The sequence below is a fragment of the Mesobacillus sp. QJM3NY_10 genome (assembly GCF_056173465.1).
This window is the reverse complement of record NZ_CM149675.1, coordinates 3,151,780-3,167,407: the sequence shown is the minus strand read 5'-3', so window position 1 is coordinate 3,167,407 and position 15,628 is coordinate 3,151,780. Positions and strand designations below refer to the sequence as shown.

Here is a 15,628-nt window from a genome sequence, read left to right as displayed (position 1 = left end):
ATAATGGTTGAGTTGAGTTCTAACTTTCTTTTTGCAGCATTTATCCTCTATCTAGTCGGTATTTTGTTTTTCGGGGGAGCTATTAAGGATAAAAGGCATGCTGACAAAAAAAATACCCCTAACAAATGGGCGAAAATTGGGCTTGTTGTAACAATTGCTGGTTTTCTTTCGCAGTTGATATTTTTCATTTTAAGATGGATTGCTTCCGGACACGCTCCGGTCAGCAACCTGTTCGAATTCACGACATTCTTCGGCATGTCGTTGGTAGGAGCATTTATCGTCATTTATTTTATGTATAAAACTCCATTGCTGGGACTGTTCACATTGCCTGTGGCTGCTTTAATCATCGCCTATGGAAGCATGTTCCCAAGAGAAGTAACACCATTGATTCCGGCACTTCAAAGTTACTGGCTTCATATTCACGTCACGACCACAGCGATCGGACAAGCAATCCTGGCAATCAGTTTTGCTGCTGGTCTGATTTATCTCGTTAGAAGTGTTGATCAGACGAAGAAAACCAAAAGTACATTATGGCTTGAAGTTGTCTTGTTTGGCTTGATTAGCACGCTTGGCTTCGTATTTGTTTCAAGTTTCTTCGCAGCAACAGATTATTCAGCGAATTTTAACTATATCAACAAGGATGGCCAGCCTGCTACTGAAGAATATACAATTCCAGCTCTTGTTGGGCCCCATCAGTTTGAGTTGACAGACAATGATCGTTTTGAACCATTGTTCGAGACACCTGCCATTATCAGTGCAAAGAAATTGAATACTGTTATTTGGTCGCTCGCAGCGGGTATAGTATTATATGTATTATTAAGAGCTATCCTGCGCAAGCGCGTTGCTGCTGCATTACAACCGTGGACGAAGAATATCAATATGGATCTCGTTGATGAGATTGGCTATCGTTCCGTTTTAATCGGCTTCCCGGTCTTCACGCTTGGCGGTCTGATTTTTGCAATGATTTGGGCCCAAATTGCCTGGACGCGTTTCTGGGGCTGGGATCCTAAGGAAGTATGGGCATTGATTACCTGGCTTTTCTATGCGGCTTTCCTTCATCTGCGCCTTTCAAAAGGATGGCATGGCGAAAAATCCGCATGGCTCGCGGTCATTGGTTTTATCATTATTATGTTCAACCTGGTAGCAGTTAACCTTGTAATTGCAGGTCTGCATTCTTATGCAGGTTCCTAATTTGTGTCAATTTTATGACTGCCTTCACTGTCTTAAGTGAAGGCCTTTTTTAAAAAATCGTAGCAAGTAGACGCATGTTTATGTAAAATAATCGCAGGGAGGGATATACCTTATGGAAAAAGACGTGAAGATTTTAGTAGTGGACGATGAAGAAAGAATTAGACGATTATTGAAGATGTATCTTGAAAGAGAGAACTATATAATTGATGAAGCAGAAGATGGAAATGAAGCGCTGGCAAAATCGCTTGCCAACGATTATGACGTAATCCTTCTTGATTTGATGATGCCTGGGAAGGACGGAATCGAGGTTTGCCGTGACCTTCGTGAAAAGAAGTCAACACCTGTTATCATGCTAACCGCAAAAGGCGAGGAAGTGAACAGGGTACAAGGCTTCGAGGTAGGTACTGATGATTATATCGTTAAACCGTTCAGCCCTCGTGAAGTTGTCCTGAGAGTCAAAGCAATGCTGCGCCGTTCATCGAGCACAAGCTACTTGCAGACAGAGACGACTGCTAAAGATGTGATTGTTTTCCCTCATTTAACCATTGATAATGATGCCCATAGGGTTTTGGCAGATGGCAAAGAAGTCAGCCTGACGCCTAAGGAATATGAACTGCTTTACTTCCTTGCGAAAGCTCCAGATAAAGTTTTTGACCGTGAGCAATTATTGAAAGAAGTTTGGCACTATGAATTCTTCGGTGATTTACGAACCGTCGATACACATGTTAAAAGATTGCGCGAGAAGCTGAACAAAGTATCTGAACAGGCTGCGAAAATGATCGTGACAGTCTGGGGGGTTGGCTACAAGTTCGAGGTAGTCAATGAATGATGTTTTGGCGCAGTGTAGTAGGTAAACTTTGGATTACCATCCTTTTGCTGGTTTCATTTGTGTTGTTCATCCTGACAGTCATGCTGATGGAATTCTTTGAAAACTATCACATTAATGAAACCAGAAAAGGAATGACCAATACTGCAGAAAAAATAGCCAGGGTACTGGAAGACCATCCTGGCCAGGAGGAACAATTAGGTCTTGAGATTGCATGGGAAATGGTTGATGATGACTCCAGAGTGACTGTCATTAAAGATAAGGATACTTATTTTTATTCACCAGGTGGAGAAGCCGCGACACATGTACCGATTTCTTTTTTCATGAATGATCGGGATCTTTCTGCGGTTTTTAGCAAGGACAAAATAGTTGATATCATCACTCCCCTGCCTGGCATTTCAAACGAGGTTGATGATACTCAATATTTAATGATCGGTGTTCCGCTTAACCAGTTTGAACAAGGGAACGGAGCCGTCTTCATTTTTCAGTCGCTTGAAGTGATGGAAGAGACAACCAGGCTGACGACCAAGTTCATCTTGCTTGCAGCGGGAGTCGCAATAGTCCTTACGACAATCTTTGCCTTCTTCCTGTCCACCAGGATCACTGCTCCATTGCGGAAAATGAGGGAGGCAGCCTTTGAAGTCGCCAGAGGCAAGTTTGACACAAAGGTACCAATCCTCACTCATGATGAAATAGGGGAATTAGCAACTGCCTTCAACCAGATGGGCAGACAGCTGAAATTTAATATGAATGCATTGAGTCAGGAAAAAGAACAACTAACAAGCATCCTTAGCAGCATGGCAGATGGAGTTATCACATTCAATCGTGATGGTACAATCCTGATTACGAATCCGCCTGCTGAAGTATTCCTGAGATACTGGTATTATGAGCAGGGCCTTGCTTCCGGGAATACAGATGCCGTCCCTTCAGAAGTCATGGAGTTATTCCAGCTTGCAGTCAATACGGAGAAAGAGCAGGTTGGTGAGATCACTGCCCAGGGAAGAACCTGGGTAATCATTGTCAGCCCACTGTATAATAAAAGATTCATCCGGGGGGCTGTTGCTGTAGTCCGGGATATGACGGAGGAACGAAAGCTCGACAAAATGAGGGAAGATTTCATCGCCAATGTTTCACACGAATTAAGGACGCCTATTTCGATGATGCAAGGGTATAGTGAAGCAATCGTCGATGACATCGCTCAAACGGATGAAGAAAAGAAGGAAATGGCTAAAGTCATTTACGATGAATCACTGCGAATGGGCCGCCTTGTTAATGAACTTCTTGACTTGGCCCGTATGGAAGCAGGTCATATTCTTCTGAACGTTGAATCCGTCGAAATTAATCCATATGTAAATCGGATTATCCGTAAATTCCATGGTTTGGCGAAGGAAAAGGGGATTGAGTTATCTGTCCAGTTTGATTCAGAAGAACGAGATTTCCGTTTTGATCCAGACCGCATCGAACAGGTCCTAACCAACCTGATCGATAATGCAATAAGGCACGTCCCAGATTCGGCATCCGTCGTCATTAGCGGAAGAACCGATGAAAAAGGATTATATTTTGAGGTGAGCGACCAAGGGCCTGGTATCCCTGAGGAAGACTTGCCATTCTTGTTCGAGAGGTTTTATAAAGGCGATAAATCCAGGACTCGCGGTGTATCTGGTACCGGCCTTGGACTAGCAATTGCCAAGAATATTATCGACGCACATCGAGGGAATATTTCGGTAAAAAGCAAACTCGGACAAGGTACGACATTTTCCTTTTTCATCCCTCGAAATATTGAATAACTTGCCGACTATTCTTGATTCACGAGGAACAATTAATAAGTCCATCTCATTTTTGGGGATGGACTTTTTTGTGTTTTGATAAGTAAAGGATGATAAAGTGATTTTGAAAAGACTTCGCTGCCATTCATGACTACTTTGAATGTGCTCATTACGCCTCTATCGGACAAACGCAAAGAGAATCAGGAGAAAAGTGTCCTTTAGAACGCCTCCCTCAGACTTATTTACTCCATATGCTACCTCATATTGGAAAATATCTTTAATTTTAAGTAACTTCATCAAATATTTTGTCCTCGAAAATTCCTTCCATTTCCATTCTAAAAATAATATAGTTAATATGAAACTTTTATTAATACTTTACGACTAATCTAATGAATACGGAGGCGAATAGAGCTATGAACTCCGTTTTTGATGAATTGTATCAAAAATATCATCATGACGTTTTTCAATTTTTATTTTATATGGTTAAAAGCAGGGAGCTGGCTGAAGACCTTGTACAGGAAGTATACATTCGTGTTTTGAAGGCATACGACCGGTTTGAAGGAAAGAGCAGTGAAAAGACATGGCTGTTTTCGATTGCCAAGAATGTCGCGATTGATCACTTCCGCAAACAGAAGGGCTGGAAGCAGCGATTGCTTGAATCCTTTGATATGTCTGCACGCCAGGTAAGGGACGATCAGCCCCTTCCTGAAGAAATGGCACTCCAAAGTGAAGAGATCCAAATGATGTACAAGTGCCTTGACCAATGCACGGTTGACCAGCGAATGGTCATCATCATGCGCTATATACATGAATTAACGATCAGCGAAACAGCAGAAGCTTTATCATGGACGGAAAGTAAGGTAAAGACGACTCAGCACCGTGCTCTAAAGACACTGAAAAAGCTGATGGAAGAAATGATTGAAAAGGAAGGGATGACTAGTGAAAAAGTCACAGCTAAGCGATAAGCAGCTAGAAGAAATCCTCGGCCAAATGCCTAAGGTAAAAGATCATCGCGACTCTCGTGACATTTATCAAAATATCGCCCATCGTGTTGAAAAAAGAAAGAAAATGCCGACCTGGGTCATTCCGGGTGCTGCGCTGGCAGCCGTACTCTTCCTCGCCTTCATCCTTTCACCAGGATTGATGGGAACCAACTATTCAGAAGAAAAAAGCATGGACAGCAGCGCTGCGGGAGAAAAATCAGCCATGGATATGAATACAGCCACAAGGGATGATACGGCAAATGAAAGTGCAAGCCAGGAGGAGAGCACTCTCATGATGGATGCAGCAGATGGTGAGGTTGAAGAAAAGAGCAAAGAGTTCGCAACAATGGATAAAGCAAATCCATATGACGGCCTGATTTCTTTATATGCAGAAGAGGTAGACACCGAGACATCCGAAATCCTTACCTATGCAGTTCCTGACGAGCAGGTGATGGCGATCGTTCCAGTTACCGTAACAACATCGAAAGAAGAAGGAAAGTCCTGGATTGACAGCTATACGGAAACGATGCCGAAGCTAATGGAAAAGGAATGGGGATTGACCGATTACTATCCTATGGATGCAACCTGGAACTTCGATGAAGCCACTAAGACTTTGACCATGGATGTAAAACCAAATCACCCTTACCGAGATGGAAGTGCTGCCAACGTTATATTTGTCGATTCGATGACAAATAACTTCTCTGGAGTAGGGATTGACAAAATGGTACTGACTACAGAGGGCGAACCTGGGATTGAATTAAGCCACTTTGGTCCAATGGAGGAGCTCCCAATCAACGCAGAGACAAAAAATAGAAGGGCTTACTTGTTCTTGACAGTTGAAGGTATGCCAAATCCGTACCTTGTACCGACAAAAGAACAGCATAAAACAATAGAAGATGCCTTCGCACAGATGTGGAAAGGTGATGAAATAGGATACCTCTCAGCATCACTTCCAGAAGATTTCAGCCTGGCACAAACCAAGAAAACTGAAGATGATATATTAGAGATTACATTAGACAAGAATACAACCCTGGACGAAAGTTTCCTGCCAAATCTTGAGGCAATCTTAATGACAGCGCGTGAATTTGATTACTCTGGTGTCAAGTTCACAAATGCAAACATCGATCAGCTTGGACCTTTCAATCTGAACGAAGTCCTCCCGCTGCCACTCGCTCCAAACAAGAAAAATATTAACTAAAAGAAAGGCCATCTGGTCTTTCTTTTTTTGTGGATTCAAATGGATCCCTCGATACCGGAACATAAACAAATTTTCCTTCTTTTGCATAAAAAAGCAGTTTCCCACCAATTATAACGAATGTGCTTTTTTAGCTGCTGCTTTTCCGGCCATACAGTTCTAATTTCGTACAGGCTGTCATAGGGATGGAAAGGGAGTAAAAAGTTAAGGAGGAAGAAAATGCAGGATTACATAAAGCGTTTACTCATTGCTGGGTTAATGGCACTCTGTATCAGCTTGCTATTTCTTGGCGGAAAGCACTCTGAGGCAGAAATGCTCGATATAAAGGAATTGACTTCAAATTGGGTTTGGCCAGCTGAGGGGGTCGTTACGGATTTATATGGAACGCGCCATGGCCACCACAAGGGGATTGATATTGCAGGTGAATTCAAAACACCTATACATAGTGTTGATAAAGGAGTTGTAACAAAGTCATATTATTCGGGCTCATATGGACATGTTGTTTTCATTAAGCATGATAACAATCTGGAAACTGTATACGCCCATTTGAACAAAAGGAATGTAAAGGAAGGACAGGTCGTTAAGCAAGGTGATATTATCGGCCTGATGGGAAACACAGGGGATTCTTCTGGAGTTCATCTCCATTTTGAAATCCATGAAGAAAAATGGACATATGAAAAAGAAAATGCCTTAGATCCTGTATTGGCTTTGGGAGAAGCAGCTGTGGGACAGCCTGTAGTAGCTATGGAGCAAAAAAGTAATGAAGTGTCGCTGGAAACAATCGCGAAGCTACGTCTGACCGAGGATACCTTTATTAATAATCAAGGTGAGAATGTAAGTGCTGAAAGTGTGAAAATAGAATCAGCGGCTGCCGTCCCCCCGTCAAAAGAAAAGCAGGTAAAGCATACCGTCAAAAGGGGAGAGACTCTTTGGTCAATAGCACGACAATATAACACTTCGGCAGAAGCGATTAAGCAAAAAAATAACATAAATAATAGCCATATCTCTCATGGTGATATATTAATAATCGAGAAATCAGATGATAAGAGTTATGTCGTTGCATCAGGGGATACACTGCATTCAATCGCAAGAAAGACAAACACCTCTATTGAAAAATTAAAAGCTTTGAACAATCTGACATCTGACACGATACGACCTCAGCAAATATTAATTACCCGATAATCTATCCTTGTACCGGTTATTATCTGAAAGTATAATAGGTAAAACGGTCACAAAGGGGATGGGTACTATGCTGACGGATTACCACAACCATCTGGAAAGAGGCACATTGACGCTGGATTATTTGAAACAGTTTACTGATACAGCCAATGAAAAGGGAATCCAGCATTTCGGGATTTCTGAGCATGCATATCACTTCTATCAGACTGCAGATATTTTACGCAACAGCTGGGTGGATGAACGAAGATACTATGATATGGCTGATTATGTCCATCTTTTTGAGGAAGCCTGGAAAAACGAAATTGATGTAAAAATGTCGATCGAGATGGACTACACTCCTGGCAAGCATCAGGAGATGGAACAGTTCATAAAAAGCTATGACTTTGATTATGTAATTGGATCGATCCATTGGATTGGTGATTTTGGGATTGACCTTGCCGAGTATCGCAAAGAATGGGACAGAAGAGATGTTTATGAAGTTTATCGAAATTATTTTGACCAGGTAGTAACGCTGGCGCAATCAGATCTGTTTGATATAATCGGGCATATTGATCTTGTAAAGATTTTTAAATATGTCCCTGAGGATGAAAGTTTCCTATTGGAACAGTATGATAGGGCAACAACAGCGTTGGCACAATCCAAGACCTGTGTGGAAATAAGCACTGCAGGCTTGAGGAAGCCTACTCAGACATTATATCCTGATAAAAGGCTATTGCAGATGTGCTTTGATAAGCATATACCGATTGTCTTGTCATCCGATGCACATGTACCTGAGCATGTCGGTGCCGATTTTGATCAGGCTCTGACCCTTGCCCGGCAGGTGGGTTACGAAGAAATTATCACTTTCTCCAAAGGGGAACGAAAATCATATCCTTTGGGTTAAAAAATAACAGGCCTCACTATAAGGAGGCCTGTTTGTTCAGAGTATAATACTGTTGATCGTAACGATGTCCTGCAGCGATTTCAGCTTATCGACCATTTCATCTGGCAGTGGTCTGTCAAAAGAGAGGACCATGATGGCCTCGCCGCCAGCCTCTTTTCTGCCGACCTGCATTGTCGCGATGTTCACTCCGTGGTCACCCAGGACCTTTCCTACATGCCCGATTACACCGGGACGGTCCATATGCTGGATATACAGAAGGTTCCCTGATGGATGGAAATCAATGTTAAAGCCGTCCAGGCTGACAATTCTTGGTCCGTAATGCTCAATGTAGGTTCCTCTTGCTGTAAAAGTTTCTCCGTCCCCGCTGGCTTTTACAGTAATGGTATTTGCGTAACCAAATGAATTCCCAGTCACTTTTTCCCCAACCATAATACCGCGTTCTTTTGCAATGTGGATGGCATTCACTTCGTTTACTTTCACATCAATGCGGTTTTCGAAAAATCCTGCCAGAAGTGCCTTTGTTAAAAAGGACGTTTCGAGTTCCGCCGCAGTACCTGAATAGGTGGCGGTCAATTCACTGATTCCTTTATTGTGACATTCTGAGACAATCTTGCCCATTTCTTTCGCAAGCTGGTGATAAGGCTGGATTTTCTCATAGATTTCTTTAGACATTGCTGGGAGATTGATTGAATTAGCAACGGGTTTATTTTCAAAAAAAGTACTGATTTCTCTGGCGACCTGGGTGGCAACATTCAATTGCGCTTCTTTTGTTGAGGCTCCTAGGTGTGGGGTGGTGATGACAGAATCAAGTTTCAGCAAAGGGTGGTCCCCTGGTGGTTCAACTTCAAATACATCCAGTGCAGCACCGGCGACATGGCCCTTTTCAATGTAATGGGCAAGAGCGATCTCATCGATTATTCCACCTCTCGCACAATTGAGGAGGTAAACTCCTTTTTTAGTTTGACTCAATGTCTTTTCATTAAGAAGTCCTTTCGTTTCTTTCGTCAAAGGTGTGTGGACCGAGATGATATCCGTTTCGGCGAGGACCTCGTCGAAGGTGGATAATTGGACGCCTAAAACCTCTGCTCGCTCCATCGTCAGAAACGGGTCGTACACCTTAACTGACATCCCAAAAGCCCTGGCCCTTTTTGCGAGCTCAGAACCAATCCTTCCCAAACCAACGATTCCTAATGTTTTTCCGTATAGCTCATTACCAATATATTGATTTCTTTTCCATTCTCCATTTTTTACAGAGGCGTGTGCCTGGGGGATGTTTCTCATTAATGCGGACATCATCGCAAAGGTATGTTCTGCGGTTGAAATGGTATTTCCATCTGGGGCATTGACGATGATAATTCCTCTTTTTGTCGCTTCAGCAATATCGATATTATCGACTCCGACTCCTGCCCGGCCGACGATCTTTAACGATGGCATTCTATCGAGCAGTTCTGAGGTGACTTTCGTCGCGCTCCTGACGATAAGGGCATCGATTTTTTGTAGATCTATACTTGCAGAATCAACACTCCCGATATGTACCTGGATACCATCCTGTTCTAATAATGGCTGTAAGCCTTCTTCCTTTATTGAATCTGCCGCTAGAACCTGGAACATCCATTCTCACTCCCTTTATTAAAGTAGTAATTTTCTGATTATTTTACAAGACGAATATTCTTTTGTCAAACTGTATAATTGTTCATAAATAGAATGAAAGCGCAATCAAAATCTATTGATTAATACTAAATATATTCTGTTATTCCGAATTTAGCAGAAGTTTAGTATTAAAATCATAAATGTGTCAGGAACAGAATGGATCTAACTCATCTCTGTCAAAAAATCGTCACAAGCAGACACCTTCACAAATTATCTTTTTTTCAGTATAATGAACTTGTTAAATTAAATATGGTCTATCTTCGGGGCAGGGTGAAATTCCCGATCGGCGGTAATGAGATTAATTCTTTAAGCCCGCGAGCCTGTATGGGCAGGATTTGGTGCGATTCCAAAGCCGACAGTATAGTCTGGATGGGAGAAGATGGAGGTTCTGCAGACGTTCAAAAAATGCAGGTTTTGAACGTTTATTAAGCATGCCCTTCACAAAACTCCCTCAAGCATAGAACTTGAGGGTTTTATTTGTTACGGTATGTGATTGCTGAACCTTTCTTCTTTATGTGAGATGGATCTCTATAAGGAGAGAGGAAATATGAAAAAAATTAGTGTCAAAGCAATGGTTTCAATTGGTATGCTGAGCAGTATCTCTTATGTATTGATGCTGCTGAATTTTCCGCTGCCGCCGTTTCCAAAATTTTTAATGGTCGATTTCAGCGATATTCCTGCATTGATTGCTGCGTTGATTTTTGGTCCGGTAGCTGGTATTTTAGTAGAATTCTTAAAGAATACGCTTGATTATTTCATGACAGGCAGTGATACGGGTGTGCCAGTAGGCCATGCTGCCAACTTTGTTGCAGGAGTATTATTCATTCTGCCAACTTACTATATTTATCAACGGATGAAATCCAATAGAGGAATGACATTTGCATTAGTGGCTGGGACAGCAAGTATGGCTATCCTGATGAGTGTCCTTAACTACTACGTTTTCCTTCCTGCCTACACATTGTTCTTGAACATGCCAGCAATGTCTGGACCGGAAGCGCGGGCCATGGTTGTTGCAGGGATTCTACCATTCAATTTCGTTAAAGGAATACTGATGTCTGTCATATTCATGCTGATGTTCACAAGGATGAAAACATGGATTGAGAGACAGCAAACATTCAAAAGTGCATAAACTCTTATGAGATCTTATACAAAAGCAACGGCCTGCACCGTTGCTTTTTTGAATTTATAGGTGATTAAAAACTATGGGTTCCTCGTGTGAATACTGCTGCTACCTAAGAAAGTGTTGTAGTTCGTGGCACCACACTATGTAATAAAAAAGTCTGTAATAAACAAAAAAAATTCCCGCTTATAAGCGGGAATTATGTATTTCTTTATTCGAACTTAGTAGCATCTCCGTTAAATGGCTCATCTGCAACTTTGATTGAGTCAGTTGGGCAGCCTTCGAATGCGTCCATCATGTCGTCAATTAATACATCAGGAATCTCAACGATACCTTCATTTTCATCAAGTGTTACGAATGCGATGCCTTCATCGTCGTAATCGTAGATATCTGGAGCAGCAGCACCGCAAGCTCCGCATGCAATACAAGTTTCTTTGTCAACAATTGTGTACTTAGCCATGATATAATTCCTCCCAAGTGTTTAACAATAATATGCTGTTTTCACCAAAATAGTGAAAACGTATTCCTCATATCTATTGTAAAACTGTATCGCCAACATTTCAATAAAAAAAGTATTGAGAATGCTTATCACACAAGGTATTGAATGGTTTTTTCGTTGAAAATAAACATTTTACTAGATATTTTCATGTTAAAATAATGTTATATTATTTTTCTGCTATAGTGGGCGCCGAATATTATCGTGCCCTTTGATTAATTTTTCATTCATAGGTGATGTTATGGGGATAACGTATTTAGAGACAGTTGTTTTGTCAATATTGAAAAGAATCAATGGTGAAAGAACCATCTATTCGTTATTTCATCTTTTACAGGGAAAGCGTTCCTCTCAGACGATTCAGGACGCTCATCTATATAAGATCACCCCATATTTTCATACATATCCCTCAGTTACTCGAGAGGGACTAGAAAAAATGATTAACCGGTTGCAGCATAGAGGGCTGGTAGAGGAAATAGCAGATACGAAGGTAAAATTAACAGGAAAGGGCGAAGCCGCCCTGGAACAGAAGTTATCTGAATACAGGCTTCCTGACTATCTAAATGGCTGGAAATATCACCAGGTGACTGATTCTTTTTGGGAGAGGCTAACGCTGCTTATACAGGTGAGTTCAAATCTGATTAACCATGAACGCTCCTTTATACCTGTCAGGAATAAGCGAGAAACCCTTACCTGGGTAAAACAATACATTAAGCAACAAAATGAAGATCGATGGAAGCTGGCAGAAAGGCTGTATGGTGAGCTTACATCTGCACTGGATAATGAAAAGACGAAGCCCGAGCTTGTTGTTATAAGGTTGACAGGGCACAGGAAAATTGGATTGACGACTATGCAGGCTGCCGAATGGATTGGACTGGAACCTGCTCACTATCATTTCGAATTCCTGAATTGCTTGCATGCAATGTTTGATAAGGTCCTGGAGAATTCACATGCCTATCCATTACTTAATGGATTGATCAAGAAGGCAGAGCGTAACGTTCCTTTGACAATTTCGACAGATAAGACATATAAATTAATGCAGAAGGGTTATACCTTGGAAGAGATCGCGGCTGTCCGCAATCTAAAACAAAGCACTATTGAAGATCATGTTGTGGAAATTGCTCTTTCTATCAAGGAATTCAATATTGACCACTATGTTTCTCTGAATAAAAGGGAAAGCATTCTTCAAGCAGCACAGCGGAATTCCGCTAAAAAGTTAAAGCAAATCAAGGAACAAGTGGCTGATGCTTCTTATTTTGAAATCAGGCTTGTTTTGGCTAAATATGGTGATGTGGAATGGAGTTAAAAAGATATTTAAAAAAGTATTTTAAGTTCGAGGAGTTCCGTCCAGGTCAGGAAGAAACGATTGAATCCGTTTTAAAAGGGCAACATACGATCTCTATGTTGCCAACTGGAACGGGAAAGTCCCTGTGCTACCAACTTCCGGGCTATCTAGTGGACGGGCCGGTCTTGATTGTTTCACCGCTGCTGTCACTAATGCAGGATCAGGTAGAGCAAATGATGGCAATGGGTGAAAAGAGAGTAATTGCCTTGAATTCCTTTTTGTCACCACAGCAAAAGGCTAAAGCCCTGGAAGAACTCGAAAGGTTTCGGTTTATTTTCATATCTCCAGAAATGCTCGGGATTGAATCTGTATTGAATCGGATCAAGAAATTGTCTGTATCCCTGTTCGTTGTAGATGAGGCACACTGTATCTCTCAATGGGGATACGATTTTAGGCCGGACTACCTCAAGCTTGGAGAATTCAGGGAGAAGCTTGGACAACCATTGACGCTTGCGCTGACAGCCACAGCGTCAAAGGAAGTTCGAAAGGATATTGCCGAAAAGCTCCATTTAAGAGATAGGATTGAGGTCGTCTATTCTGTAGACCGCCCTGCTATTTCACTAGCTTTGGAATTTGCATCTACCTTTCAGGATAAGCTGGACCGGACAGTTGAGTTGGTGAAGTATTTGAAGGGACCCGGGATCATCTATTTTTCCAGCAAAAAAGTCGCTGAGCAAACTGCAGCGCATATGAGAGAAAAAGGAATCAAGAATGCCATGGCATATCATGGGGGACTGGATTCGGAAAGCCGGGTCCTCATCCAGCAGCAATTCATCAATGGTCAACTTGACGTTGTATGTGCTACCAGCGCTTTTGGTATGGGAATTAATAAAGAAAATGTCCGATATGTGATTCATTTCCACATGCCTATGCAAATTGAGTCCTACCTTCAGGAAATAGGAAGAGCAGCAAGAGATGGCCGCGATTCAATTGCCATCCTGATATATTCGCTAGGGGACGAACAACTGGCCTATCAGCTCGCTGAAGGTGAGCTCCCTGATCAATATCAGATTGAAAGACTGTTTGCATTTTTAATCGATAACCATATTATTTATAAAGATCTTGCCGACCGCGCCGAAGATCTATCAATGATATGCGGCTTCACCGAGATTCAATGGAGGATTGTCGAAGATTACCTGTCTAATATAGAAGCGTTGGATTATAAGATAGATAAACAAAGCCTCCTCCAATTGATTGAAAACCGCTTGAAGGTAAAAAATACGAAAATTAAGAAGATGCTTGGTTGGGTTCATACAAAGGAATGTAAGAGGAAAGTTATTTTGGAAATGTTCGGCGAAGAATTGCAGGAACGGCCACGGAATTGCTGCAGCAGCTGTGGAATAGATATGGACCATTATAAAGAAACCGAACCATTCAGTGAACAATCGCTAACTGTGGTGGACTGGAAGCAGGAATTGGCTTCAATCTTATTGATGAGAGAGCGGATATAATGAAAGATGAATATAGGGAAACAGTGGCAGGACTTACTGAAAAAGAACTGCTTTTCCACTTAGTTGCTACGCAAATTTTACTATTAACGATTTCAACTATATTAGGTATGATATTGTTTGATAGCTTGACTGAATTCAAAGGATTATTTATTTGGGCCGATTGGAACATTTTATCGATCGGGTTAGTTGCTGGTCTGGCAGTCGTGGCTTTGGACTTCACCCTTATGAAATATCTGCCAAAGTCGTACTACGACGATGGCGGCTTGAACGAAAGAATATTTAGAAATAGAAGTGTATTCCAAATCATGCTGATTGCCGCGATGGTAGCAATCAGTGAGGAAATCCTTTTTAGGGGAGTCATTCAGACAAACACTGGGTTAATCATATCTAGCCTGATTTTCGCAGTCGTTCATTACCGCTATCTGTTTAATTGGTTTTTGTTTACTAATATTATTTTATTGAGTTTCTTGATTGGCTATATTTATATGATGACAAATAATCTTGTTGTAACCATCGTGATGCATTTTATCATTGATTTTATTTTAGGTTTGATCATTAAATTCAGGACTCAAGCAACAATTGGGGGTACAGACAGTGAATAAGGAAAAACCTATCAGGGATCAGGCGGAGCGGCTGAGAAAAAGGGTAGAACGCAAATCTGAGCATACTGTTGAAAAAAAGGAATCCCTTCCACCAAGAAGCGAGATGCACAGGCAAAAACAGAAAAAAACTAAAGTCAAAGTAAAATACCCTGTCATCAGGTTGATGGCTCTGTTTTTCATCTTGCTGCCTATCTCTTTTTTCAGTATCATCTCTTACCTGGATGGCGCAAAGATGCCTTTGAATAAGTCGCTGGAACGTGCCGGAGTGGAAATGATCAATGTTGAAAGTCGGGATGATGGAAAAGGGGTGGACCAGGTAGAAGACCAAGAGGCCCCATCCTACGAAGAAATTGCTGATCCAGAGGAAATCGATGTTGTGGCAGCCGGGCCTGCTCCATCAAGCAGCGGGGACAAAAACACTGCCGAAGCTCCTGGTAACAGTGAAGATAAAGAAAGTGGAAAAATCACAGTTCCAGCTTCTGCCGAGACTGAGAATGAGCCAGCAGACACAGAAGTCACCCAACCAACAGGTGAAGCCGAATCCGCAAGCGGTGAAAAGATCGTTTATCATACAGTCAAACCGAATGAAACATTATTCAGAGTAGCGATGACATATTATAAATCCCAGGAAGGCATCCCAATCATCAAAAAAGCAAACAACATTCAGGGAAATGAAATTCAGGCAGGACAAGTATTAAAAATACCCATCAAAAATTAGCCAGAGTGAAAAAGAGGCTTGCTTATTAATATTTGCTGTCTTTTAGATTTTCTTGAGGACCTAAGCGAAAAAACTGGATTCAGTCCATATTTATGGAATTGGTCCGGTTTTTTCTTGTTTTCAGTCTTATTTTTGGATCAATATCATAACTCCATGGACAAGTTCATAAAAATTATAAAAGGCTGTTTTCGAAAAGATTGTTGTTAAAATCCTAAAGCCGATTTTA

Annotated in this window: 14 protein-coding genes and 1 riboswitch; of the genes, 12 read left to right on the top strand and 2 right to left on the bottom strand. The window is 41.6% G+C overall.

Annotation, left to right across the window (positions count from 1 at the left end; genetic code table 11):
• The first annotated feature begins 3 nt into the window (after positions 1-3).
• The 7 genes from ccsB to AC0VX7_RS15945 all read left to right on the top strand — a co-directional run bounded on the left by ccsB (position 4) and on the right by AC0VX7_RS15945 (position 8,023).
• The gene (ccsB, locus tag AC0VX7_RS15975) at positions 4-1,191 is read left to right on the top strand and encodes a c-type cytochrome biogenesis protein CcsB (protein ID WP_475425016.1); all 1,188 of its coding nucleotides are present in this window, start codon (positions 4-6) and stop codon (positions 1,189-1,191) included.
• Positions 1,192-1,303: 112 nt separating this feature from the next.
• Positions 1,304-2,020 carry a response regulator transcription factor gene (locus AC0VX7_RS15970; protein WP_041965633.1) on the top strand — a complete coding sequence of 239 codons (717 nt, stop codon included), beginning with the start codon at positions 1,304-1,306 and terminating at the stop codon, positions 2,018-2,020.
• Entirely contained in the window at positions 2,017-3,804 is a 1,788-nt protein-coding gene (locus AC0VX7_RS15965; protein WP_475425015.1) for an ATP-binding protein, read from the top strand. Before AC0VX7_RS15970 ends, AC0VX7_RS15965 begins: the two co-directional genes overlap by 4 nt.
• Positions 3,805-4,196: 392 nt before the next feature.
• A complete protein-coding gene (gene sigX, locus AC0VX7_RS15960; protein WP_041965708.1) occupies positions 4,197-4,748 on the top strand; it encodes an RNA polymerase sigma factor SigX in 552 nt (183 codons plus the stop codon).
• Entirely contained in the window at positions 4,723-5,964 is a 1,242-nt protein-coding gene (locus tag AC0VX7_RS15955; RefSeq protein ID WP_475425014.1) for a hypothetical protein, read from the top strand. The genes sigX and AC0VX7_RS15955 overlap by 26 nt, the downstream gene beginning before the upstream one ends.
• A gap of 216 nt (positions 5,965-6,180) precedes the next feature.
• The gene (locus tag AC0VX7_RS15950; protein ID WP_475425013.1) at positions 6,181-7,143 is read left to right on the top strand and encodes a peptidoglycan DD-metalloendopeptidase family protein; all 963 of its coding nucleotides are present in this window, start codon (positions 6,181-6,183) and stop codon (positions 7,141-7,143) included.
• A gap of 67 nt (positions 7,144-7,210) precedes the next feature.
• On the top strand, positions 7,211-8,023 hold the full coding sequence (locus tag AC0VX7_RS15945; protein WP_475425012.1) for a histidinol-phosphatase: 813 nt from the start codon (positions 7,211-7,213) through the stop codon (positions 8,021-8,023).
• A 36-nt stretch (positions 8,024-8,059) separates the two neighbouring features.
• On the opposite strand, the gene serA is transcribed toward AC0VX7_RS15945, so the two are convergent.
• Positions 8,060-9,634, bottom strand: coding sequence for a phosphoglycerate dehydrogenase (gene serA / locus AC0VX7_RS15940; protein ID WP_475425011.1), 1,575 nt, complete (start codon positions 9,632-9,634; stop codon positions 8,060-8,062).
• A gap of 291 nt (positions 9,635-9,925) precedes the next feature.
• A riboswitch (FMN riboswitch) is annotated at positions 9,926-10,058 on the top strand.
• Positions 10,059-10,220: 162 nt separating this feature from the next.
• Between serA and AC0VX7_RS15935 the strand changes: the two genes are divergently transcribed.
• Positions 10,221-10,802, top strand: coding sequence for an ECF transporter S component (locus AC0VX7_RS15935; protein WP_475425010.1), 582 nt, complete (start codon positions 10,221-10,223; stop codon positions 10,800-10,802).
• Between the two features lie 202 nt (positions 10,803-11,004).
• On the opposite strand, the gene AC0VX7_RS15930 is transcribed toward AC0VX7_RS15935, so the two are convergent.
• Complete coding sequence (locus tag AC0VX7_RS15930; protein WP_023627496.1) at positions 11,005-11,253, bottom strand: ferredoxin; 249 nt, start codon at positions 11,251-11,253, stop codon at positions 11,005-11,007.
• Positions 11,254-11,530: 277 nt separating this feature from the next.
• Here AC0VX7_RS15930 and AC0VX7_RS15925 point away from each other — a divergent pair, with 277 nt between their 5' ends.
• Genes AC0VX7_RS15925 through AC0VX7_RS15910 form a run of 4 tightly spaced genes read left to right on the top strand, consistent with a single transcriptional unit; the run spans position 11,531 to position 15,402 of the window.
• Positions 11,531-12,592 carry a YpbB family protein gene (locus AC0VX7_RS15925; RefSeq protein ID WP_475425009.1) on the top strand — a complete coding sequence of 354 codons (1,062 nt, stop codon included), beginning with the start codon at positions 11,531-11,533 and terminating at the stop codon, positions 12,590-12,592.
• Positions 12,583-14,082, top strand: a complete 1,500-nt coding sequence (locus AC0VX7_RS15920) for a RecQ family ATP-dependent DNA helicase (RefSeq protein WP_475425008.1) — start codon at positions 12,583-12,585, stop codon at positions 14,080-14,082. Before AC0VX7_RS15925 ends, AC0VX7_RS15920 begins: the two co-directional genes overlap by 10 nt.
• Positions 14,082-14,684 (top strand): lysostaphin resistance A-like protein, encoded by a 603-nt coding sequence (locus tag AC0VX7_RS15915; RefSeq protein WP_475425007.1) that lies wholly within the window; start codon positions 14,082-14,084, stop codon positions 14,682-14,684. The genes AC0VX7_RS15920 and AC0VX7_RS15915 overlap by 1 nt, the downstream gene beginning before the upstream one ends.
• Positions 14,677-15,402 carry a LysM peptidoglycan-binding domain-containing protein gene (locus AC0VX7_RS15910; RefSeq protein ID WP_475425006.1) on the top strand — a complete coding sequence of 242 codons (726 nt, stop codon included), beginning with the start codon at positions 14,677-14,679 and terminating at the stop codon, positions 15,400-15,402. Before AC0VX7_RS15915 ends, AC0VX7_RS15910 begins: the two co-directional genes overlap by 8 nt.
• The last annotated feature ends 226 nt before the right edge of the window (positions 15,403-15,628 follow it).